The sequence below is a fragment of the Lactobacillus sp. ESL0679 genome, from assembly GCF_029433515.1.
Taxonomy (GTDB): Bacteria; Bacillota; Bacilli; order Lactobacillales; family Lactobacillaceae; genus Lactobacillus.
In genome coordinates, this window is sequence record NZ_JAQTIG010000004.1 from 164,331 (window position 1) to 185,909 (window position 21,579).

23 protein-coding genes are annotated in these 21,579 nt (G+C 40.1%); 18 read left to right on the forward strand and 5 right to left on the reverse strand.

Features of this window, described 5'->3' with window-relative positions:
* Positions 1-11: 11 nt before the first annotated feature.
* Positions 12-1,436 carry an amino acid permease gene (locus tag PT287_RS06570; RefSeq protein ID WP_277133619.1) on the reverse strand — a complete coding sequence of 475 codons (1,425 nt, stop codon included), beginning with the start codon at positions 1,434-1,436 and terminating at the stop codon, positions 12-14.
* A 163-nt stretch (positions 1,437-1,599) separates the two neighbouring features.
* Entirely contained in the window at positions 1,600-3,027 is a 1,428-nt protein-coding gene (locus tag PT287_RS06575) for an amino acid permease (protein ID WP_277133621.1), read from the reverse strand.
* Positions 3,028-3,228: 201 nt separating this feature from the next.
* Between PT287_RS06575 and ylxM the strand changes: the two genes are divergently transcribed.
* From ylxM to PT287_RS06615, 8 genes are all read left to right on the forward strand, one after another.
* The gene (ylxM, locus tag PT287_RS06580) at positions 3,229-3,570 is read left to right on the forward strand and encodes a YlxM family DNA-binding protein (RefSeq protein ID WP_277133623.1); all 342 of its coding nucleotides are present in this window, start codon (positions 3,229-3,231) and stop codon (positions 3,568-3,570) included.
* Positions 3,571-3,574: 4 nt separating this feature from the next.
* A complete protein-coding gene (ffh, locus tag PT287_RS06585) occupies positions 3,575-5,002 on the forward strand; it encodes a signal recognition particle protein (protein ID WP_277133625.1) in 1,428 nt (475 codons plus the stop codon).
* A gap of 83 nt (positions 5,003-5,085) precedes the next feature.
* Positions 5,086-5,358, forward strand: coding sequence for a 30S ribosomal protein S16 (gene rpsP, locus PT287_RS06590; protein WP_277129498.1), 273 nt, complete (start codon positions 5,086-5,088; stop codon positions 5,356-5,358).
* 72 nt (positions 5,359-5,430) lie between these two features.
* A complete protein-coding gene (gene rimM, locus PT287_RS06595) occupies positions 5,431-5,946 on the forward strand; it encodes a ribosome maturation factor RimM (protein ID WP_277133627.1) in 516 nt (171 codons plus the stop codon).
* Positions 5,936-6,652 carry a tRNA (guanosine(37)-N1)-methyltransferase TrmD gene (trmD, locus tag PT287_RS06600; RefSeq protein WP_277133629.1) on the forward strand — a complete coding sequence of 239 codons (717 nt, stop codon included), beginning with the start codon at positions 5,936-5,938 and terminating at the stop codon, positions 6,650-6,652. The genes rimM and trmD overlap by 11 nt, the downstream gene beginning before the upstream one ends.
* 121 nt (positions 6,653-6,773) lie before the next feature.
* Positions 6,774-7,121 (forward strand): 50S ribosomal protein L19, encoded by a 348-nt coding sequence (gene rplS, locus PT287_RS06605; RefSeq protein WP_277133631.1) that lies wholly within the window; start codon positions 6,774-6,776, stop codon positions 7,119-7,121.
* Positions 7,122-7,226: 105 nt separating this feature from the next.
* Entirely contained in the window at positions 7,227-7,991 is a 765-nt protein-coding gene (locus PT287_RS06610) for a nucleoside phosphorylase (RefSeq protein ID WP_277133633.1), read from the forward strand.
* 184 nt (positions 7,992-8,175) lie between these two features.
* A complete protein-coding gene (locus PT287_RS06615; RefSeq protein WP_277133635.1) occupies positions 8,176-8,826 on the forward strand; it encodes a uracil-DNA glycosylase in 651 nt (216 codons plus the stop codon).
* Positions 8,827-8,849: 23 nt separating this feature from the next.
* On the opposite strand, the gene lexA is transcribed toward PT287_RS06615, so the two are convergent.
* On the reverse strand, positions 8,850-9,473 hold the full coding sequence (lexA, locus tag PT287_RS06620; RefSeq protein WP_277133637.1) for a transcriptional repressor LexA: 624 nt from the start codon (positions 9,471-9,473) through the stop codon (positions 8,850-8,852).
* Positions 9,474-9,615: 142 nt separating this feature from the next.
* Between lexA and PT287_RS06625 the strand changes: the two genes are divergently transcribed.
* The 5 genes from PT287_RS06625 (at position 9,616) to PT287_RS06645 (ending at position 15,284) form a co-directional block, all read left to right on the forward strand.
* Positions 9,616-9,864 (forward strand): DUF896 domain-containing protein, encoded by a 249-nt coding sequence (locus PT287_RS06625; RefSeq protein WP_277133638.1) that lies wholly within the window; start codon positions 9,616-9,618, stop codon positions 9,862-9,864.
* Between the two features lie 70 nt (positions 9,865-9,934).
* Positions 9,935-10,153 (forward strand): YneF family protein, encoded by a 219-nt coding sequence (locus PT287_RS06630; protein ID WP_277133639.1) that lies wholly within the window; start codon positions 9,935-9,937, stop codon positions 10,151-10,153.
* A gap of 76 nt (positions 10,154-10,229) precedes the next feature.
* Positions 10,230-11,984, forward strand: coding sequence for an ABC transporter transmembrane domain-containing protein (locus PT287_RS06635; RefSeq protein WP_277133641.1), 1,755 nt, complete (start codon positions 10,230-10,232; stop codon positions 11,982-11,984).
* Between the two features lies 1 nt (position 11,985).
* Positions 11,986-13,767 (forward strand): ABC transporter ATP-binding protein, encoded by a 1,782-nt coding sequence (locus PT287_RS06640; protein ID WP_277133643.1) that lies wholly within the window; start codon positions 11,986-11,988, stop codon positions 13,765-13,767.
* Between the two features lie 116 nt (positions 13,768-13,883).
* Positions 13,884-15,284 (forward strand): FAD-binding oxidoreductase, encoded by a 1,401-nt coding sequence (locus tag PT287_RS06645; RefSeq protein WP_277133645.1) that lies wholly within the window; start codon positions 13,884-13,886, stop codon positions 15,282-15,284.
* 58 nt (positions 15,285-15,342) lie between these two features.
* On the opposite strand, the gene PT287_RS06650 is transcribed toward PT287_RS06645, so the two are convergent.
* Together PT287_RS06650 and PT287_RS06655 are read right to left on the reverse strand one after the other, a co-directional pair.
* Positions 15,343-16,521: a cyclopropane-fatty-acyl-phospholipid synthase family protein gene (locus tag PT287_RS06650; RefSeq protein WP_277133647.1), complete on the reverse strand. Its 1,179-nt coding sequence runs from the start codon at positions 16,519-16,521 to the stop codon at positions 15,343-15,345.
* A gap of 81 nt (positions 16,522-16,602) precedes the next feature.
* The gene (locus PT287_RS06655; RefSeq protein ID WP_277133649.1) at positions 16,603-17,217 is read right to left on the reverse strand and encodes a 1-acyl-sn-glycerol-3-phosphate acyltransferase; all 615 of its coding nucleotides are present in this window, start codon (positions 17,215-17,217) and stop codon (positions 16,603-16,605) included.
* Positions 17,218-17,279: 62 nt separating this feature from the next.
* Here PT287_RS06655 and PT287_RS06660 point away from each other — a divergent pair, with 62 nt between their 5' ends.
* The 5 genes from PT287_RS06660 (at position 17,280) to frr (ending at position 21,578) form a co-directional block, all read left to right on the forward strand.
* Positions 17,280-18,311, forward strand: coding sequence for a GIY-YIG nuclease family protein (locus PT287_RS06660; protein ID WP_277133650.1), 1,032 nt, complete (start codon positions 17,280-17,282; stop codon positions 18,309-18,311).
* A gap of 159 nt (positions 18,312-18,470) precedes the next feature.
* Positions 18,471-19,259 (forward strand): 30S ribosomal protein S2, encoded by a 789-nt coding sequence (gene rpsB, locus PT287_RS06665; RefSeq protein ID WP_277133652.1) that lies wholly within the window; start codon positions 18,471-18,473, stop codon positions 19,257-19,259.
* A gap of 29 nt (positions 19,260-19,288) precedes the next feature.
* A complete protein-coding gene (gene tsf, locus PT287_RS06670; protein ID WP_277133653.1) occupies positions 19,289-20,164 on the forward strand; it encodes a translation elongation factor Ts in 876 nt (291 codons plus the stop codon).
* A gap of 131 nt (positions 20,165-20,295) precedes the next feature.
* Positions 20,296-21,021 (forward strand): UMP kinase, encoded by a 726-nt coding sequence (pyrH, locus tag PT287_RS06675; RefSeq protein ID WP_277133655.1) that lies wholly within the window; start codon positions 20,296-20,298, stop codon positions 21,019-21,021.
* Positions 21,021-21,578: a ribosome recycling factor gene (gene frr / locus PT287_RS06680; RefSeq protein ID WP_277133656.1), complete on the forward strand. Its 558-nt coding sequence runs from the start codon at positions 21,021-21,023 to the stop codon at positions 21,576-21,578. Before pyrH ends, frr begins: the two co-directional genes overlap by 1 nt.
* The last annotated feature ends 1 nt before the right edge of the window (position 21,579 follow it).

The window sequence follows — 21,579 nt, forward strand, 5'->3', positions numbered from 1 at the left end:
GTGGTTAAAAGTTATTGCTTATTCATTGCTGAATGGTGCATGCCATAGAGGTAGTAGATAATGATACCAACTATTGTCCAAATTAACATGTACTCCTTTGCCTGATTATCCAAGCCCAAGAAGACCGCGAATGAGCCTAAGAATGCCAGAAACGGTAAAACGGGATAGAGGGGCATTTTGAATGCTGGATCAGCAATATCATGGCCTTCGCGTGGACGCAGACGATAAATACCAATCGAGACAAACATGAAGGCAATTAATGTCCCAGCAGAAACCAATTGAGTTAAAAAGGTAAAAGGAATAAAAGCTGAGATAATAATAGCAACAATCGCAACTGTCCATAATGCTGTTGCTGGTCTGTGATCTTGGTTAAGATTACCTAATTTTTGGGGTAACATACCATCACGACCAAATGAGTAGACTAGTCGCGAACTTGCCATACATAGACCAATTAAGGCAGTAAACATACCCAAAACGGCTACGGATTGAACAATGATTGCGACCCCGCCGTGACCAGTCTGGCGCAGGGCGTAACCGACTGGCTCGGCCGAGTTCAGATATTGTTGGTAAGGTACCATACCAACGAGTACTAGGCTAACTGCCACAAACAAAACGACAGCAATTAATAATGAACCAATAATGCCGCGAGGCATGGTCTTTTGGGGGTTAATTGCTTCGGCAGAGTTGGAAGCAATGGTATCAAAACCCAAGAAGGAAATATAAATCATCGACACCCCAGCATAAATTCCTTGCCAGCCACCAAACGGTCCGTGCGCGGTAGCACGATAGTGCGGGATGAACGGCACGAAATTGGCTGCTTTAATTGCTGTTAAACCGATAACAACAAAAAGTAAGATGGCTAAAACTTTAACAACAACTAAAATGTTTTCAACTCGTGATGCTTTCGACACCCCGAAACTAACTAAAATCGCTGCAAGCATGATGGCAATCAGGGCCACAAGGTCGACTAACCCGCCGTTAACGCCAATTGGGTTAGCCAAAAACGCAGGCAAGTTCCAGCCTAACGGCGCAATTAATGCTCGCAGATTGGCTGATAGGCCAGAACTGACAAAGGCCATTCCAATTAAATATTCAGCCAAAAGTGCCCAGCCAGAAATCCAGCCCCAAAATTCACCAAAGACGACATTAATCCAAGAATAAACGGAGCCAGCGAATGGCATTGCTGCTGCCATTTCCGCATAAGCAAAGGCCACCAGTCCAGCAACAATTGAGGCAACAACACAAGAGATAGCAACGGCTGGTCCTGTATGCAGAGCTGCAACTTCACCTGGCAGTGTGAAAATTGAGGTGGAAACGATTGTCCCAACGCCAAGGGCTAAAAAGTCGCGGACCTTTAAGGTACGCACTAGGTGGCCATCTTTTTCTTGATAAATATTAGGATTTTCCTTGCGATTCATTGTTTGCCATAACTTCAACTAAACTACCTCCAAAGGATAAGATTATTTTTTAATAATTAAATTAAATAATAATTAATATTAATGCAAAATATTTTAATCGTCAAATCTAACTTTTCATTTGGCAAAATAAAAAACGCGGTTATGACTAACTGCGTTTTTTAAGTAATTGAAATTATTAAGCTTAATCTTGCTTGTTCATTGTTGAGTGTGCTAGGCCGTAACAGAAGTAGATGACTAATCCAATGATAAACCAAATAACTGCATAAATTTTGGCATGAGCATCCAATCCCATAAAGACAACGAGTGAACCCAGAAAGGCTAAGAATGGCAGCACAGGATAAAAGGGCATTTTAAATGCAGGGTTAGAAATATCCACGCCTTCACGTGGGCGCAAGCGATAAATCCCCAATGAAACAAACATGAAGGCAATTAATGTCCCGGCAGAAACTAATTGCGTTAAGAATGAGAAGGGTAAGAATGCACTGATTAAGATCGCTACAATAGTAATTGTCCAGAGTGCATTGTTAGGCTTTTTATCGACCGTTAATTTGCCTAACTTTTTAGGCAGCATACCGTCGCGACCAAAGGAATAGACTAGTCTTGAACTTGACATGCACAATCCAATTAGTGCTGTAAACATGCCAAAAACAGCAATTGTTTGGACGATTGTGGCAACAGTGCCATGGCCGATTGAACGTAGAGCAAGGCCAACAGGCTCTGCAGAACCCATATATTGTTGGTAAGGAATAACACCAACTAATACCAAGCTAACGGCGACAAATAAGACAACAGCGATTAACAATGAGCCGACAATTCCACGAGGCATTGTCTTTTCCGGATTTTTGGCTTCTGCCGAATTGGCAGCAATTGCATCAAAGCCTAAGTATGATACGAAAATCATGGATACACCAGCGTAAATCCCCTGCCAGCCACCAAAGGGACCATTGCTAGTTGCATGATATTGCGGAATAAATGGCACGAAGTTAGCCGTCTTAATTGCGGTCATACCAACAATAATGAACAATAAAATTGCAATTACCTTGAGTGCAACTAGGGCGTTCTCAACGCGAGATGCCTCAGACACGCCGTGACTAATTAATAAGGAAACTAAAAAGATCGAGACAATTGAAATGAGGTCGACTACACCGCCTTGGACGCCAAATGGGTTAGACAGAGCAGCCGGCAATTTTAGTCCCAAAGGAGCGATTAAAGCACGTAAATTAGCCGAAATTCCCGAGCCGATAAACGACATGGCAATAAAATATTCGGCTAACAGTGCCCAGCCGGCAATCCAACCCCAGACTTCGCCAAAAACAACATTAATCCAAGAATACGCAGATCCAGCAAATGGCATTGCCCCGGCCATTTCGGCATAGGCAAAAGAAACAATGCCAGCGACTATGGCGGCTAAGATACAAGAAATGGCGACAGCTGGTCCCGTGTGTAGTGCTGCTACTTCGCCTGGCAGCGTAAAGATTGAGGTGGAAACGATTGTTCCAACCCCTAACGCTAAAAAGTCCTTCACAGTGAGTGAGCGAACTAATTGGCCGTCCTTTTGTTCATAGACCCGCGGATCTTCTTTACGATTGATTTTCTTCCATAAATTCACGTTTTATTCTCCTTGAAATTCTTATGTCAATATAAAGAAGCTTACACAACTATGGCAGGCTGTGCAAGTTTAATTATCGTAAGAAAATCAGTAATTAATTGTAGATGATTTTTCTATTAAAATCAGAAAATTTACTAAGAGTTGCGGTTCGCAATCGTCAAACTGGCGCTTTTTTGCTATACTAATTTAAGGTGAAAAGTAATGGACGAACTCGTTAAAAATGAAATATTAGGCGATTTATACGCATATTATGGTCAGCTCTTAACTAAGGGCCAGCAAAGTTATTTTGAGGATTATTATTATAATGACCTGTCTTTGGGCGAAATTGCCGCCAATCACAACGTGTCGCGGCAGGCAGTCTATGATAATTTGCGTCGCTGCCGGAAACTTTTAACCAATTATGAAGCAAAATTGCACATGCAGAGAGACTATAATGAAATAGAACAAAAATTGACAGTGATTGCTGATGCAGTCGCTCAAGATAAGCATGAAGAAGCATTACTTAAAATTAAGCAATTATTAGGAACAATGAGGGGAGAATGACTCAATGGCTTTTGAAAATTTAAGTGAACGAATTCAAAAAGCGTTGCGGAATTTAACTGGTAAGGGCAAAATTTCTGAAGAAGATATTAATAATGCAAGCCGTGAAATTCGGCTAGCACTGCTTGAGGCCGACGTTAACTTTAAGGTCGTTAAAGATTTTATTAAGAAAATCAAGGAAGAGGCCTTAGGCAAGGAAGTCCAGGAAAGTTTAAATCCGGGCCAGCAAGTTATCAAAATTGTTAATGATGAATTAACTAAGATGATGGGTGAGAGTGCCGTTGGTCTGAACAAGTCTAAGCATATCCCAACAATCATCATGATGGTCGGGCTGCAAGGTACTGGTAAGACGACAACTGTTGGTAAGCTTGCCAACCGCTTAATGCAAAAGGAAAAGGCGCGGCCGTTATTGATTGCCGGCGATATTTATCGGCCAGCCGCAATTGACCAACTTGAACAAATCGGTACTGAATTAAAGGTTCCGGTTTATAGCGAAAAAGAGCAGTCAAATGTTGCGCAAATCGTGCAAAACGGGTTAAAACAAGCTGAAGCCAATAAAAATGACTACGTAATCATCGATACGGCTGGTCGTTTGGAAATTGATGAACCCCTGATGGAAGAGCTCGAGCAGGTTAAGAAGGTTGCTGAGCCAGATAACATTCTGCTAGTCGTTGACGCAATGACTGGTCAAGCTGCAACTGATGTTGCCAAGGGGTTTGATAGTCGCTTGGACATTACCGGGATTATTTTAACTAAGCTCGATGGTGATACTCGTGGTGGTGCGGCATTATCCATTAGGGCGGTTACAGGTAAGCCAATTATCTTCACTGGTCAAGGGGAAAAATTAACTGACCTTGAGCAGTTCCACCCAGACCGGATGGCATCGCGGATTTTGGGTATGGGCGACATGCTGACCTTGATTGAAAAGGCCCAGCAAGACTATGACGCCAAGAAGGCCGAGCAAGTTGCTGAAAAGATGAAGGAAAACACCTTCGACTTTAACGACTTTGTTGATCAACTCGACCAAGTTGAGAAGATGGGGCCACTTGATCAAGTCATGAAGATGATTCCGGGAATGGCTAACAATCCGCAACTGAAGAATCTTAATATTGATAAAAAGCAAATTCTGCACGTTAAGGCAATTGTGTCATCAATGACGCCTGCAGAACGTGAGGACCCTGAGCTGCTTAATCCTAGTCGGCGCAGAAGAATTGCAACTGGGTCTGGTCGTCCAGTGGTTGAAGTTAACCGCATGATTAAGCAATTTAAACAGGCACGTGACATGATGAGTAAGATTACCAAAGGTAATTTCAAGGGCATGGGCAATTTGCCGGGAATGGACTCGCCAATGGCCAAGATGGCAATGCGCCGAATGGGCAAAAAGTTCAAGAAGAACAAGAAAAAGCGCATGAAGATCAAGCGCTATCACTCATGATTGCCTGTTAAGTAAAAACACTTTACACCCGCTTGAAAAAGTGCTATATTAATAATCGTTAAGTTTTAGGAGGATATAAATTTATGTCAGTAAAAATTCGTATGCGCCGGATGGGTGCTAAAAGAAAGCCTTTCTACAGAATCGTTGTTGCAGACTCAAGAATGCCACGCGATGGTCGTTTCATCGAAGAAGTAGGTTTCTACAACCCAGTTGCAGAACCAAAGCAATTAAAGCTTGATGAAGACAAGATTTTTGAATGGCTTAAGAAGGGTGCACAACCTTCAGACACTGTTAGATCACTTCTTTCAGGTGCTGGCTTAATGAAGAAGTTGCACGAATCAAAGCAAAGCAAATAATTTATTTGCAAAGGTAGAAAGTTTGAAGTTAGATGCTTCAAACTTTTTTCTTACTTGAATTTAGGAGGGCAAATGCAATTTTATGATGTAGCGCAGATTGTGACCACGCACGGACTAAAGGGTGAATTAAAGGTGAATTTAGTAACCGACTTTCCTGAAGAACGCTTTTCTGCTGGCAGCAAATTAACTCTCAAAGATAATCATGACCGTGTTTTAACGGTGACAAATGGTCGGCCATTTAAGCAGTCATGGCTTGTTCAGTTTGCGGAAATCACGGATATTGATCAAGCTGAAAAATTAAAGGGCAAAACTTTGGTTGTGAGTGAAGATGCTCAACATGACCTGCCTGATGGTGTCTATTATTATCGTGATATTCTTGGTTGCACGGTTTTAGACAATCAAACTGGCGCGGTTTTGGGCAAGATCACGGATATTATGTCTCCTGGAGCCAATGATGTCTGGCAAGTAACTGAAGAATCCGGCAAGGAATACTTAATTCCTTACATTGATGATGTTGTTAAAAAAGTCGATATTACTGCCAAAAAAGTTTATGTTGAATTAATGGAGGGCCTGCGCGATGAAGATTAACGTGCTAACACTTTTTCCAGATATGTTTACCCCCTTGCAGACGTCAATGCTGGGGCGCGGCTTGGAGGACGGCAAGTGGGATCTTAATCTAGTTAATTTTCGCGATTTTACCAGCGATGTCCATCATCATGTCGATGATACGCCGTATGGTGGTGGTGCTGGCATGGTCTTGCAAATCATGCCAATTAAAAAGGCGTTGGATTCACTGACTAACAAGGGCAAGGTAATTATTACCGCACCGCAAGGGCAGACTTTTAACCAGAAGATGGCCCAGCGCTGGTCCAATGAGGAAAATTTAACTTTCATTTGTGGTCATTATGAAGGCTTTGACCAACGAATTTATGATTTGGCTGACGAAACGGTTTCGATTGGTGATTATGTGTTAACTGGTGGTGAATTGCCCACGATGAGCATGATTGATGCGACAGTGCGGCTGCTTCCGGGTATTTTAGGTAATGCTGCCTCACCAGTTGAAGAAAGCTTTTCTCATGGGCTTTTGGAATATCCACAATATACACGTCCGGAAAACTTTGAAGGCTTGAAGGTACCCGAAGTTTTAACTTCTGGCAATCATCAAAAAATCGCCGAATGGCGTCATAAAGAGGCACTAAGGGCAACGTATTTAGCTCGTCCAGATATGCTGGAAAATTATGAATTAAGTCAGGAAGAACGCGATTGGCTTGCCGAATTTAAAGAAGAGGATTAAGCTTGCGTTAATGTGGCTAATTTGCTAAGATATTAAAGGTGTCAGCATTTAGCTGCACTAAGAGTTATGGGTGTTCCGCTGACGCAAGTAGCGTTAATGAATGCCGAAAGAGGAGAAAACTATGGATCCATTAATTCAAGAATTGACTAAAGAACAATTACGTGATGATATTCCTGACTTCCGCGCTGGTGACACTGTTCGTGTTCACGTTCGCGTTGTTGAAGGTACTCATGAACGTATCCAGATGTTCGAAGGTGTCGTAATTAAGAGAAAGGGTGCTGGCATTGCTGCAACTTACACTGTTCGTAAGATTGCTTCTGGTGTTGGTGTTGAACGTACTTTCCCAGTTAACGACCCACGTGTTGCTAAGGTTGATGTATTACGTCACGGTCGTGTACGTCGTGCTAAGCTTTACTACTTACGTGAACGTCATGGTAAGTCTGCAAGAATTGCAGAAAAGCGTCGTTAATTCACGTTTTATCATTCAAAAAGAACCATCTTTTAAAGAAGATGGTTCTTTTTTTATTTCTTGTGGTACTATAAAAGTATGTTTTGATAATTGGAGGATGATAATATGAGTGAACCGTTTTTAATGCAATTTGATGCAAATCCGCACGCAGTTCTGGAGCCCGATCATGAACGCGATAAGCTGAATTATCATTTTCCTAAAAAATTGTTGTTTGCGTTTATTACTTCTGAGGCAATTGCTAACTTTTTGTCTCAATATCCGCATCGCAAGCTGGGTCATTATGATTGCTTTGAAGGCGAGACGCCAATTTATGAAGTTGATCTAGGCAATGAAAAAGTTACTTTCTGTCAAGCTAAAATTGGTGCTTCAGCGGCTGTTGAATTACTTGATTGGCTGATTAGTTACGGCGTCAAGCAGATTTTGGCAATTGGGTCGGCCGGAAGCTTGGTTGACTTACCAGAAAACTATTTTTTAGTTCCTGTGAAAGCAGTCAGGGATGAGGGCACGTCATTTCATTATTTGGCTCCTGGCAACATGATTGATTTGCATTCGAATTATTTATCGCGAGTAGAACAATTGATGGCAGAAAATGACTACAAAATTAAAGAAGTCATTACTTGGACGACCGATGGCTTTTTCCGCGAGACAAAAGACAAGGTAAGTCAGTTTAAACAACTTGGTGCTTCTTGTGTTGAAATGGAGTGTGCCGCGATGGCAGCGTGCTCAAACTTTCGCCACGTTGACTTTGCACAAATCTTGTTTACGGCCGACTCTTTAAGTAATTTAGAAAAGCATGAAGATCGTGGCTGGGGTAGAGATGCCCACGAGTTAGCCTTACAATTAGTAGCACAAATTTTAGTAAAAATCTAGAATAAAGATTGTGAAATTTACTAATGTGAAACTAACATGAAACATAGATTTTTTCACAAACCACAAATATAAAAGCTGATGTAATAGTGATTAAAGATAATTTATCCTTAAAACTTTGTGAAGCCAAAACAATGAGTGAATGTGGAAAGTCCCAAATGTCTTGAAATGAAAGCGATAATACGTGATGAAATATCCAGAATGGTTAATTGAAAAAGTGCAAAAAAGAGCACAAGGAATGAAATTAGAAGGATTAAATGAGGGGGCTGGACCAGAAAATCCTGCCCTGATGATCGTTGGTGAAGCCCCAGGTCGTGATGAAATTGTCTCGCACGTTCCGTTTCATGGTAGTTCGGGTAAAGAGTTAATGAAATCCTTGGCACTAATTGGTTTGACGCGAGACGATGTCTATATCACTAGCGTGGTTCGTAGTCGACCTTATGCGACCAAAACTGTTTTCAGTAAGAAAGAAAATAAAGAGGTTATTAAACATCCAAATCGCAAGCCAACTAAGAAAGAAGTTTTGGCTCACGCACCATTCTTTGATTATGAAATTGCGCATGTTCAGCCTAAAATTATCGTTACTGTTGGTGGCACTGCAATTGAACGCTTGCTTGGCCCTGGCCACAGCATTTCGCAAGAACACGGTCAAGTAATCGTGCAAACGCCAATTCTGCAGTTGAATGACGCTGAAGACGGCTATGAATGGTCAACAGAAAAATATACTGTGATAATGGAATATCATCCGGCAGCGGTTTTCTATAATCGGAAATTAACGGAAACTATTAAAGAAGATTGGCTCGCACTAAAGCCATATTTAGATAATCAAAAAGACTAGAAAGAAAATTCTAGTCTTTTTTGTTAATTAATATTATTGCGGTAAAGGCCGACAACCTTACCTAAGATTTGCACGCGGTCAAGAATAATCGGTGCCATTGTGTCATTTTCTGGTTGCAAGCGGTAATGTTTTTTTTCTTTATAAAAGCGCTTGACTGTTGCCTCATTTTCTTCAGTCATTGCGACAACAATTTCACCATTAATTGCGGAACTTTGCTTACGCACGATAACGTTGTCACCATTTAAAATGCCTGCATTAATCATACTTTCACCGTGCACTTTTAACATAAATAAGTCGCCAGCGTCATTGGCTAAGTCAGGTGGAAGGGGAAAGTAATCCTCAATATCTTCAACGGCTAAAATTGGTTGCCCAGCAGTAACAACACCGACAACTGGAATTTCACTCGGCTTAATTCCTAATGCTCGTTTGCCTTCTGCTGTAATTTCCAAAGCTCGCGGCTTAGTGGCATCTTTAATTATTAGCCCCTTGCGCTCTAAACGGGATAAGTGCCCGTGAACTGTTGAGGTCGAAGATAAATTGACTGCGGCACAAATTTCACGAACAGTAGGGGGAAAACCACGGTCTGCCACGGTTTCATAAATATAGCGTAATATTTCTAATTGTTTGGAATCATGATTAACAGGCATAATTGCTCCCCATTACTATAAGATAAAATTTCTATAAGGTAAGTTTACCAAAAAGTTTTGCTAAATACAAACAAATGTTCTAAGAACTTAAACTTTTTTTCTTAGTGCAAATAAGGTAGACTTTTTTAATAGAGGTGTAAAAATGACTAAAGATGAAGAAAAGAAATCAATCAATCGCATTAATGAATTATATCGCAAAAAAAAGGCTGGCAATTTGACTAAAAAAGAGGAAGAAGAACGTAAAAAATTACATCAAGAATTTTTGAAAAACTTCCGCGCTAGTTTTAAACAAAACATTGAAGATATGGTTATCATTGATAAAAATGGTAAAGAAATCACGTCCGAAAAGGCAAAACAAGCCCAAAGACGCAAAGGTTTAAGAAAAGATTAATTTTAACCTTTAAATTTTAGGCAAGTTTAGGTAAGATATAACTATTGGATATTTTGAGGAGTTAATTTTTATGAATTTGGCAATAGAAATTGTTTTAATCATTGTTGCACTATTGATCGGCCTCGTTGGTGGCTTTTACGGTGCAAGATCATATATGAAAAAGTATTTTAAGGAAAATCCACCAATCAGTGAAGATATGATTGTTGCGATGATGTCACAAATGGGACAAAAACCATCTGCCAAGAAGGTTAACCAAGTGATGAACATGATGAAGCATCAAAATAATTAATCTTGAGATTAACTAGTAAAGACGGGGATTGTTCCCCGCCTTTTTTGGTTTGGTGTTGGGTCAGATAGGAATAAAAATGGGAATATTTTTTAAATTAGGTTGGTTTTTTAAAAAGGAAAAGAAGCGCTATATAGTCGGAGTTACATTTTTGGCACTAACTTCAGTAGTTAATTTAGTACCACCGCGAATTTTAGGCTTAATGGCGGATCAGCTTGATCAAGGGCATATTAGCTGGGGTCAATATGGCGTCTTAATTTTGGCAATCATTGCGGCGGCACTATTGTTATATGGCTTTCGCTATTTTTGGCGTAAACAAATTTGGGGTGGCGCAGCCGAATTAGAGCGACAATTGCGCTCGAAATTATTTAATCATTTTATGGAAATGGACCGGACATTTTACCAACGTCACCGAACAGGTGACTTGATGGCACACGCAACAAATGATGTCTCGGCAATTCAAGATGTTGCCGGCGCGGGCGTTTTGACTTTGGTTGATTCATTAATTATGAGTGTGTCAACCATGATTGCGATGATCATTTTCGTTGACTGGCGGCTAACGATTTTGGCGTTATTGCCGTTGCCAGTTTTAGCATGGGGAGCATGGCAGTTAGGTAACCAGTTGCATGATGCCTTCGATAAGTCACAGGCTGCATTCTCACGGTTAAATAATAAGACGCAAGAGTCAGTTTCTGGGATTAAAGTTATCAAAACTTTTGGTCAGGGAGCTGAAGATACTGCTGCTTTTGACCAGATGGTTGCTGACACGATCAAGATTAATAAAAAAGTCTTCAAATGGGATGCGCTGTTTGACCCGTTAGGAACAATTATTATTGGTTTAACATATACGATTACGATTATTTACGGTGGCATAATGGTTGCCAACAAGACCTTAACAATTGGTCAACTAGTTTCCTTTATTGCCTATATTGGTAACATGGTCTGGCCGATGTTTGCGATTGGTTATCTCTTCAATATATTGGAGCGGGGAAGTGCCAGTTACGATCGGGTTGAAAAGTTACTTGATGAAAAGCCACAAATCACTGATGAGTATGCAGATAAAAGTATCACGGCAGATGATTTAAGTGGTGACTTAAATTACCACATAAACTCATTTGCATATCCTGATGAGCCGCAACTACCAGTTTTGCAGCAAATTAACTTCACACTGAAAAAAGGCCAGACATTAGGTCTTGTTGGTAAGGTTGGTTCTGGTAAAACGACAATTATTCAGCTGCTATTGCGCGAGTTTGACAAGTATGATGGTCTGATAACATTAAATGGTCATGATATTCGCACAATTCCGCTTGATGTATTATTGCAACAAATATCTTATGTTCCACAAAATAATTATCTTTTTTCAACGTCAATACAAAAGAATATTGCTTTTTCGCAAGCTGATGCACCTGAAGAAGCAATTATTAGTGCGGCTAAAAAGAGTGACTTGCACAACGATATTTTGGAAATGCCAGCTGGCTACAAGACATTGGTTGGTGAAAACGGCGTTTCACTATCTGGCGGGCAAAAGCAACGGATGTCAATTGCGCGGGCACTACTTAAACAAAGTAAAATTCTGATATTAGATGATGCCCTGTCAGCAGTTGATGCACGTACCGAAATGGCGGTTTTGCAATCATTGCGTAAAGAACGTGCGGGCAAGACGACAATGATTGCAACGCACCGATTAACATCGGTTATGAATGCCAATTTGATTTTGGTATTGAAGGATGGCGAGATTGTTGAACGCGGCACTCACGAGCAATTACTGGCTGCAGATGGCTGGTATGCGGAGATGTGGCAAAGGCAAGAATTAGAAGAAAAGGTAGGTGAGTAAGATGGATGAACGAAACGAATCAGTTTGGTCTAAAGAAATTCCGGTTAAAGAGCAACTCGACATTTTCAAACGACTTGTCCGCTTTGTGCTGCAATTTAAGAACGAAATGATTATTGCCGGAGTTGGCGCGCTGCTTGTTAGTATCATCAATATGCTGCTGCCGTATGGCTTACAGTTCTTTCTTGATAATTATTTAGTTAAAGCTGATGTGACAACCCAAGTGATTATTTTTGCCGGTTTATTATATGCTGGTGGATCAGTCATTAAAGGAATTTTGCAGTTTACGTACGAATACTTTTTTGCTCTGGGTTCTGAAAAATCTCTGGAGGGTTTACGGGCAGAATTATATAAAAAATTGCATACCTTAGGGATGCGTTACTTTGATCAGACACCCGCTGGTTCTATTGTTTCGCGCGTGACTAACGATACTATGACACTGAGCAACTTCTTGACAGTGTTATCCAGCGTTGTCTTGTCATTATTTTCTATTATTTCGGCGTTAGTTGCCATGTTTTCAACTAATGTACTCGCTGGCCTGATTGTGCTTGCCTTCTTACCGCTTTCTTTAATCGTTATTTGGCAATATTCCAAGCGCAGTTCCAAGCTTTACCGTAATTATCGTGAGCGGCTAAGTCGAATTAACACCAACTTGAATGAATCAATTGAGGGTGTTTCCCTAATTCAGCAATTCAAGCAAGAAAAACGGATGACTGGTAACTTCGAGCACGAGAATGCGGCGTTAATGAAAACGCGCTTTAACATGATTAACCTCAATTCCTTGTTGCTATCACCATTGACAAGTCTGCTATATTCATTGGCCTTGGCATTAACCTTAATGTATTTTGGCTTTCCCTTACGGCAGACTTTTGTGCCTGCTGGGGTGGTATATGCCTTTTCGCAGTACATTTCGCAATTTTTTAATCCAATTTCAAATTTGATGGATCAAATGACCTTCTTCCAGGATGGGATTGTTGCTGGTAAGCGAATTTTTCGCATTTTAGATGATACTAATTATGAGCCGCAGCAGGATGAACAGCAGGGGCTGACCATTACGCAAGGCAAGATTGAATTTAAGCACGTTAGTTTTTCGTATGACGGTAAAAACGAAATCTTGCACGATATTTCTTTCACCGTTAATCCCGGTGAAACTCTGGGAATTGTAGGTCATACTGGTTCTGGTAAAAGCTCAATTATCAACGTTATGATGCGTTTTTACGAATTTTATCAAGGGCAAGTCTTAATTGATGGCGTTGATATTAAAAAGTATCCTAAGGCAGAATTGCGCAAAAAACTCGGACTAGTCTTACAGGATCCCTTCATGTTTTACGGCGATATTAGTTCTAATATTCGTCTATATAACCAAAAAATCACGGATGAGCAGATTAAGCAAGCTGCAGAAACCGTTCAAGCCGCTGACTTTATTGAAAGGCTGCCGGGCAAGTATCATGCTGAAGTTGGTGAGGGTGGCAGTGAATTTAGCCAAGGTCAACGGCAGCTGATTTCATTTGCCCGAACATTAGTAACTAATCCTAAAATTTTAGTTTTGGATGAGGCAACGGCAAATGTGGATACAGAAACAGAAACGCTAATTCAGGCAGGACTAAGGCGTTTGCGTCAAGGACGAACAACATTAGCGATTGCTCACCGCTTATCAACGATTGTTGATGCCGATCAGATCATTGTTCTTAATCAGGGTAGGATTATTGAACATGGTACGCATCAAGAATTGCTAGCACAAAAAGGTTACTACTACAATTTGTATACTCTACAAAATCAGAATTAAAATTAGCGTGGTGATTGATGTAGCGGTCATACCACGCTTTTTTTAAAATATTGACAGCGATTACATTGTGGCGTAAATTAAGAGATGATGTTTTTATAGTGAGAAAGGAAATTGTAATGGAATATCATAAAATAGATCAAACTGATCGTGAAAATTTAAGTAAATTTATTTCTGAGCCCGAACGGTTCATAACTAAACCAACTGAACACTGGGACCACGACCAGTTTAAGACTGTCAGAGCAATGCCGGAATTAGTAATTCAACCCGTAACTAACGATGAAGTTAAGAATGTGGTTAAATATGCCAGTGATCACAACATTCTAATCGTTCCACGCGGTAATTCAACGGGTTTAATGGGTGCCAACTTAAGTGTTGATGGTGGTATTTCTCTTGACATGGTTAAAATGAACCAAGTGATTGAATATGATCCTGAAAGTTTGACAATGACTGTTCAAGCCGGAATCAGATTAAAGGACATTGAGGAATACTTGGCAGACAAGCCATTTACGTATATGCCTGCACCTGCAATGCACTGGGCAACAATTGGTGGTAATACTTCAACTAATGCTGGTGGCTTAAAGGCCATTAAATATGGCGTTACTAGAGAGCATATTCGTGAATTAAAGGTAGTTCTAACTGACGGTAAGCTTTACAAGTTTGGCTCTAAGGCAGTTAAGTCGGCTTCTGGCTATTCACTTAAAGATTTAATTATTGGTGCAGAAGGTACATTAGGTGTTGTTACTGAGGTAACTGTGCGTCTTTATCCAAAGCCACACAAGTCAATTAATGCAATTATTCCGTTTCCAACCTTGAATGACGCTATTAAATCTGTACCTGCAATCTTAAAATCTGGCGTTGTCCCAACAACAGTTGAATTTATGGGCCGTAAGGTAATCAATTTATGGGAAAAGTATGCTGGTGATCAATTCCCAATTAAGCATGGTGATGGCTTCATTATCGTTGGCCTTGATGCGTTTACTGACGAAGAATTGAAGGCTGAATTGGAACAAACTTTAGCTACTGTCAAAGACTTTAAGGCTGAAGAAGCAGTTGTTTTAAGTGCTGATTCTGCTGAAGCTAAGAAGATTTGGGCATGTCGCGAAGCATTGCTGTTGGCAATTCAGAAGTCAACACCAAAGATGGATGAAATCGACGTTTGTGTTCCAATCAATCACATTCCAGATGTTCTGGATAGAATTGAAGAATTAGAAAACGAATTGCATATTAGAATTCCTAACTTTGGTCACGCAGGCGACGGTAATTTGCACATTTACCTTTGCTCAGATGAAATGAACGATGAAGAATATGCCAAAACAAGTGAAAAGGTAATTAGTGAGTTGTACAAGACCGCCAAAGAACTTGACGGTAACATGTCTGGTGAACACGGTATTGGTTATGCTCGTGCTGGTTACTTCGAGGACTTCTACGGTCATGATTACACCGAATTATTACGCAAGATTAAGACCCTGTTTGATCCAAATGACGTTTTGAATCCAGGTAAAATTTTCAAAATGTAATTCATAAGATAAAAAAACTAGCAGTCCAAGTTAATTTGGATTGCTAGTTTTTTTGAGTTTATTTATTTAACATGTAGTCACGAGTTAAGGGGAGGTTTTTACCAGAAGGACCCTTGGTAATCAGATATTGAATGACATCAATGTTGCCAGATTCAAATGAGGCAGCACAGGCTTGCAAATACAGGTCCCACATTCGGGTAAATCGTTCACCCATCAATTTTTGAATTTGGTCACGGTGCTGGTTAAAGTTCTTATCCCAAATCTCAAGCGTGCGTTGGTAATGGCGTCTAAGCATTTCGATATCATCAATTTGCATATCGCTGGCAATGATGTGCTCGATGTTTTCATTTAAGCCGGGGACATAACCACCCGGAAAAATGTACTTGTTAAGCCATGCATTAGTAGCACCACCTTGCTGGCGGGTAATTCCGTGAATTAGGGCAACACCATCTTTTTTCAGATATTTGGCAACATCACTAAAATACTGTGCCAGATTTTCCTTGCCCACATGTTCAAACATTCCGACAGAGGTAATGCAGTCCCACTGCTTGTCGCCAAGTTCGCGGTAATCTTCCAGCTTAACCTCGGCCACATCTTGCAAATTCTGATCGAAGATTTTCTTCTGCACTAATTTGTATTGTTCTTCGCTAAGTGTCACGCCAGTTACCTTTAGGCCGTATTCCTTAGCAGCTGTGAGCATTAGTGTGCCCCAGCCGCAACCGATATCTAACAGTGTTTTGCCTTTTTGGGGATGTAATTTATTTAAAATATGATGAATCTTAGCAATTTGTGCCTGCTCAAGGTTATCATGATTATCCCCAGCAAAGTAAGCACAAGAATATGTCAGCGTAGAGTCAAGCCATAATTCGTAGAAGTCATTGCCGATGTCGTAATGGCTTTGGACGTCTTTTTCGCTTTGTTCCTCGGTGTGCTTTTGCTCTGGCAAAAATTTACGAAATTTACTTGACCGCAAAAAGCTATCCGAGCTTTCGTAAGCACCGCAAATTAATTGTTGCAAGCTACCCTTGACTTCGATTTTCTTATCCATGTAAGCTTCGCCTAATGCTAAAGAAGCATTACGAGAAATTGCTGTAACTGGAATTTTTTCATTAAAAATAATTTCAATGTCTGGATTACCATTACCGTAAATTTCACCCTTACCGTCCCAATAGGTAACCTTGATCGGAAACGGGAACGACTTACTGAGCATCATTTTGTAAAAAGTTTTCTCTAACAACTTAAAATTCCTCCATTTTTTCAAATATATTTATCATAACACTAACAAAAAAGATTGAACTCTTAATGAATTCAATCTTTTTTATTTAGCAACGTAATGAAAATCCGGATTGTGCTCAGCATCAATTTGATCCCAAACCTTTTGCAATTGCTTATCAAATGCAGCTTCGTTTTCATGGGTTAATTTCATTTTCCGATCAACTTGAATTGGATTACCAAAGCACACATCAAGTGGTTGACGCTTTAATAAATTGCCGAAGGTGAGTGGCCCTTGATAAACGACAGGGACAATTGGCTTACCAGATAATTTGGCAATTGCCAAGGTTCCAGCCTTGAGCTCAGTGGAGTGTCTTGTTCCTGATGGAAAAATAATCAGGGAAAAGTTGCCTTTTCTTAGGCCCTTAATTGGGATTTTAAGTGCTGAAGGGCCAGGATTTTTGCGGTCAACAGCAAAAGCATGTGCGTGAGTCATAATGAACCGTAAAATTGGATTTTTAAACAATTCGATTTTGGCCATAAACATAAATTCCTTGGGACTAGCGGCTAAAGCAAATAAAATTGGCTCCCACCAAGTCCGGTGTGGGGCAGCTAAGATATAGTTACCTTCAGGGATGCGTTCTTTATGATAAACATGTAAATGACCGTTAAGGATCCAAACAATAAATCGCGCAGCTACGCGAATAAAATGATAAAACATGATTAAACTCCTCCAATTGTTGTAAAATATTATAACAAAGCTCAGGGAAAGGACAAAATTTTATGGTGAAATTGGCAGATAGCGAACGAATTGATTATATGTATAGTGATGATTTGAGGATTATTCAGGATAAAACCGCGTTTAGTTTTTCATTAGATACTTTGCTGTTGGCATCACTAGCTAAAGAGGCAGTTCGGGATCGGTCAAAAGTTGCTGACTTGTGTGCGGGCAACTGTGCCGCCAGTATGTATATGGCGTATTTTAACCGGGCAAAATACGATGCAGTGGAAATTCAGGAGGAGGCGGCCTCGCAAGCTCGGCGTTCAATTGAGATTAACCAAATGGAAAATAGAATAACCGTTTTTCAAAAAAATGTTAAGAATGTCGCCAAGTTTTTACGCAAGGATTCTTATGATGTCGTGGTTGTTAACCCGCCATATTTTAAGGTGCCCGAGGGTCATGAAATTAACCCTGATCCAAAAAAGGCAATTGCGCGGCATGAAATTTTAATTAATCTTGAAGAAATAATTGAGGCTGCAAGTGGTCTATTGAAGATGAAGGGGAAGATGTTTATGGTGCATCGGCCCGAGAGATTGAACGAGATTGCCTACTTTTGCATGAAGCATGACCTGAGTATTAAATTTGTGCAGCCCTTTGTTTCGCATCGCGGGGATGACAGTAATTTAATCATCATTGAGGCAGTTAAACACACAGCTAGTGATGGTTTGGTCTTAAGGGATGCAATTGAAGTTCATGATCAAAATGGGGAATTTTTGCCGGCAATTAAACGCATTATCCGTGAAACTCCAGAAGATCGAGCTAAGCGCCAAAAAAGTAAGGATTACTTTTTTTACGTCTTATTATGCAGTGATGGCAGCTTTTATGGCGGCTTTACAGATGATTTGCAAAAGCGCCTGGCTGCTCATAACTCAGGCAAGGGTGCCAGGTATACCAAGGCAAGACGCCCAGTTAAAATGATTTATCATGAAAAATTTGTAGATAAGAATTTGGCATTAAAGAGAGAGTATTGGTTCAAGCACCATCCAAGACAATGGAAAGAAAAATTTTTGCATGAACATGCAGTTGATTTTTAGTCTTGCATCTTAAGCTGAAATCTAGTATTCTATTATGGTGTGCTAAATATAGTACGCAGGTAAAACACATCAAGAGCGATCAATATTTTGGTGCCAAACACTTGGCGAAATATTGAAATGACCGCTTGAGAGGATTAAAAACCATAGGAGGAATTTATTATGTCAGTAGTTTCAATGAAACAATTACTTGAAGCTGGTGTCCACTTCGGTCACCAAACTAGAAGATGGGATCCAAAGATGGCTCCTTACATTTTTACTCAAAGAAATGGTATTTACATCATTGACTTGCAAAAGACAATCAAGATGTTGGACGATGCTTACGCTTTTGTTAGAGCCGTTGCTCAAGATGGTGGCGTTATTCTTTTTGTAGGTACTAAGAAGCAAGCCCAAGATTCTATTGCTGAAGAAGCAACTCGTGCCGGTCAATACTTCGTTAACCAACGTTGGTTAGGTGGTACTTTGACTAACTGGAAGACTATCCAAAGCCGAGTACAAAGATTAAAGGATTTAAAGAAGATGTCAGAAGATGGTACTTTTGAAGTATTGCCAAAGAAGGAAGCTTCACTTTTGACTAAGGAAATGGACAAGCTTGAAAGATTCTTAGGTGGTATCGAAGATATGCCTAGAATTCCAGATGTTTTGTTCGTAGTTGATCCTAAGAAGGAAAAGATTGCCGTTCACGAAGCTAACATTTTAGGTATTCCAGTTGTCGCAATGGTTGACACTAATACTGACCCAACTCCAGTTGACGTAGTAATTCCTTCAAACGATGATGCTATCCGTGCTATTCGTCTTATTTCAGGTGCAATGGCTGACGCAGTTATCGAAGGTAAGCAAGGTCAAGACGATGACGACGAAAGCGTTGAAGTCGAAATGGCTAATGGTGCTGCTGACGATGAAAGTGTTGAAGAAGCAGAAACTACTGAAGAAGATTCAGACAACGAATAATTACTGTTTCTAACTAGGAGGACACATCAATGGCAAATATTACTGCTAAGCAAGTTAAAGAATTACGTGATCGTACCGGTGCTGGTATGATGGACTCCAAGAAGGCTTTAGTCAAGGCTGATGGAGACATTGAAAAGGCAATCGATATTTTAAGAGAAAACGGTGTTGCTAAGGCTGCTAAGAAGTCCGGCAGAATTGCTGCTGAAGGTTTAGCTGAATACGCATTTAACGACAACACTGCTGCTTTAGTTGAAATCAATTCAGAAACTGACTTTGTTTCTTCAAACGACAAGTTCGTTAAATTAGTTGACGATGTTACTAAAGCAATCCTTGTTGCTAAGCCTGCTAATGTAGAAGAAGCATTAAAGGCTCCAATGGGTGACTCAACAATTGGTGAAGAGATCACCAACTTGACTGCTGTTATCGGTGAAAAGATTACTTTGAGAAGATTCGACTTAGTAACTAAGAAGGATGATGAAGTATTTGGTGCTTACAAGCATAATGGTGGTTCAATTGTTGCTCTTGTTACCTTAAAGGGTGACAGCGAAGAAGCAGCTAAGAACATCGCAATGCACGTAGCTGCAATTAATCCAGAATACTTAAACAAGGATTCTGTACCAAAGGCTGATTTTGACCGGCAAAAAGATGTCTTCACTAAGGAAACTGAAAATGAAGGCAAGCCTGCTAAGATTATTCCTAAGATCGTTGAAGGTCGTGTAAACAAGTACTTAAGTGAAATTTGTTTAGTTGACCAACCATACGTTAAGGATTCTGATAAGACTGTTGCTGAATATGCTAAGTCAGAAGGCTGTGAAGTTGTTGGTTATACCCGTTACGAAGTTGGCGAAGGTATTGAAAAGAAGCAAGAAGACTTTGCTGCTGAAGTAAAAGAACAAATGAAGTAATTTATTTGTTAATTAAAAAGAGAGGGTAACTACCTTCTCTTTTTTTCTGGATAAAATCGTTGTCTTTTATTTTGTGGTCGGACAATTTAATGTTTAATATGGTAAAATATTTAGATGATGAGGAGGTCACTATGACTAAAGTTAAATATAAGCGTGTTATTTTGAAAATTTCTGGTGAAGCCCTTGCTGGTGATAAGGGGACAGGAATTAACCCTACAGTTATCAGTCATTTGGCTCAAGAAATTAAGTCAGTTCACGATTTAGGCGTTGATATTGGTATTGTCTGCGGTGGCGGTAACATGTGGCGCGGTGAAACTGGTGAAAAACTAGGCATGGAACGTTCACAAGCTGACTACATGGGAATGCTTGCAACCATTATGAATGGTTTAGCTCTTCAAGATGGTTTAGAGCATGTAGGCGTGCCAACCAGATTACAGACCTCAATTGAAATGCGGCAAATTGCAGAGCCGTATATCAGAAGAAAGGCAATTCGGCATTTAGAAAAGGGGCGCGTTGTAATTATGGGTGGTGGAACAGGTAATCCATACTTTTCAACTGATACAACAGCTGCATTGCGTGCTGCTGAAATCAATGCTGACGTTATTTTAATGGCTAAAAATGGTGTTGACGGAGTTTACTCTGCTGATCCAAAGCTTGACCCTAATGCTAAGAAGTATCAGGAATTAACGCAGCTCGATTTGATTGCTAAAGATTTAAAAGTAATGGATCGGACAGCAAGCTCGCTTTCAATGGATACGAACATACCGCTTATTGTGTTTAACGTTAATACTGAAGGTAATATTAAGAAGGCAGTCATGGGTGAACCAATTGGTACTGTTATTGAAGGTGGTAAATAATGAATAACGAAACAATTAAAAAAGCCCAAGAAAATATGGACAAATCAATTACGGTTTTCCAAAAAAATCTTGGTTCAATTAGAGCTGGTGTTGCTAACGCTGCAATTTTGGAAAGTGTTAAGGTTGACTATTATGGTGCCCCAACTCCGCTGACACAGATGTCGAGTGTAACTATCCCAGAACCACGCGTTTTGTTAATTACACCGTATGACCAAAGCAGTTTGGACAATATTGAGCATGCATTGCTTGCCTCCAACTTAGGTCTAACTCCAGCCAATGACGGTAAGGTAATCAGATTAGTTATTCCACAATTAACTGGTGAAAGACGGCAAGAAATTGCCAAGCAAGTTAATAAGTTAGCTGAAGAAGCTAAAATTGCGGTTAGAAATGTTCGCCGAGATGCGATGAACAGCCTTAAGAAACAACAAAAAGATGATGAAATTACCGAGGATGAGCAACGTAATTTAGAAAAGCAAGTTCAAAAGGCCACTGACAATGCAACCAAGAAGATTGATGAAGTAGCTGACAAAAAGCGCACTGAAATTACTAAAGGTTAAT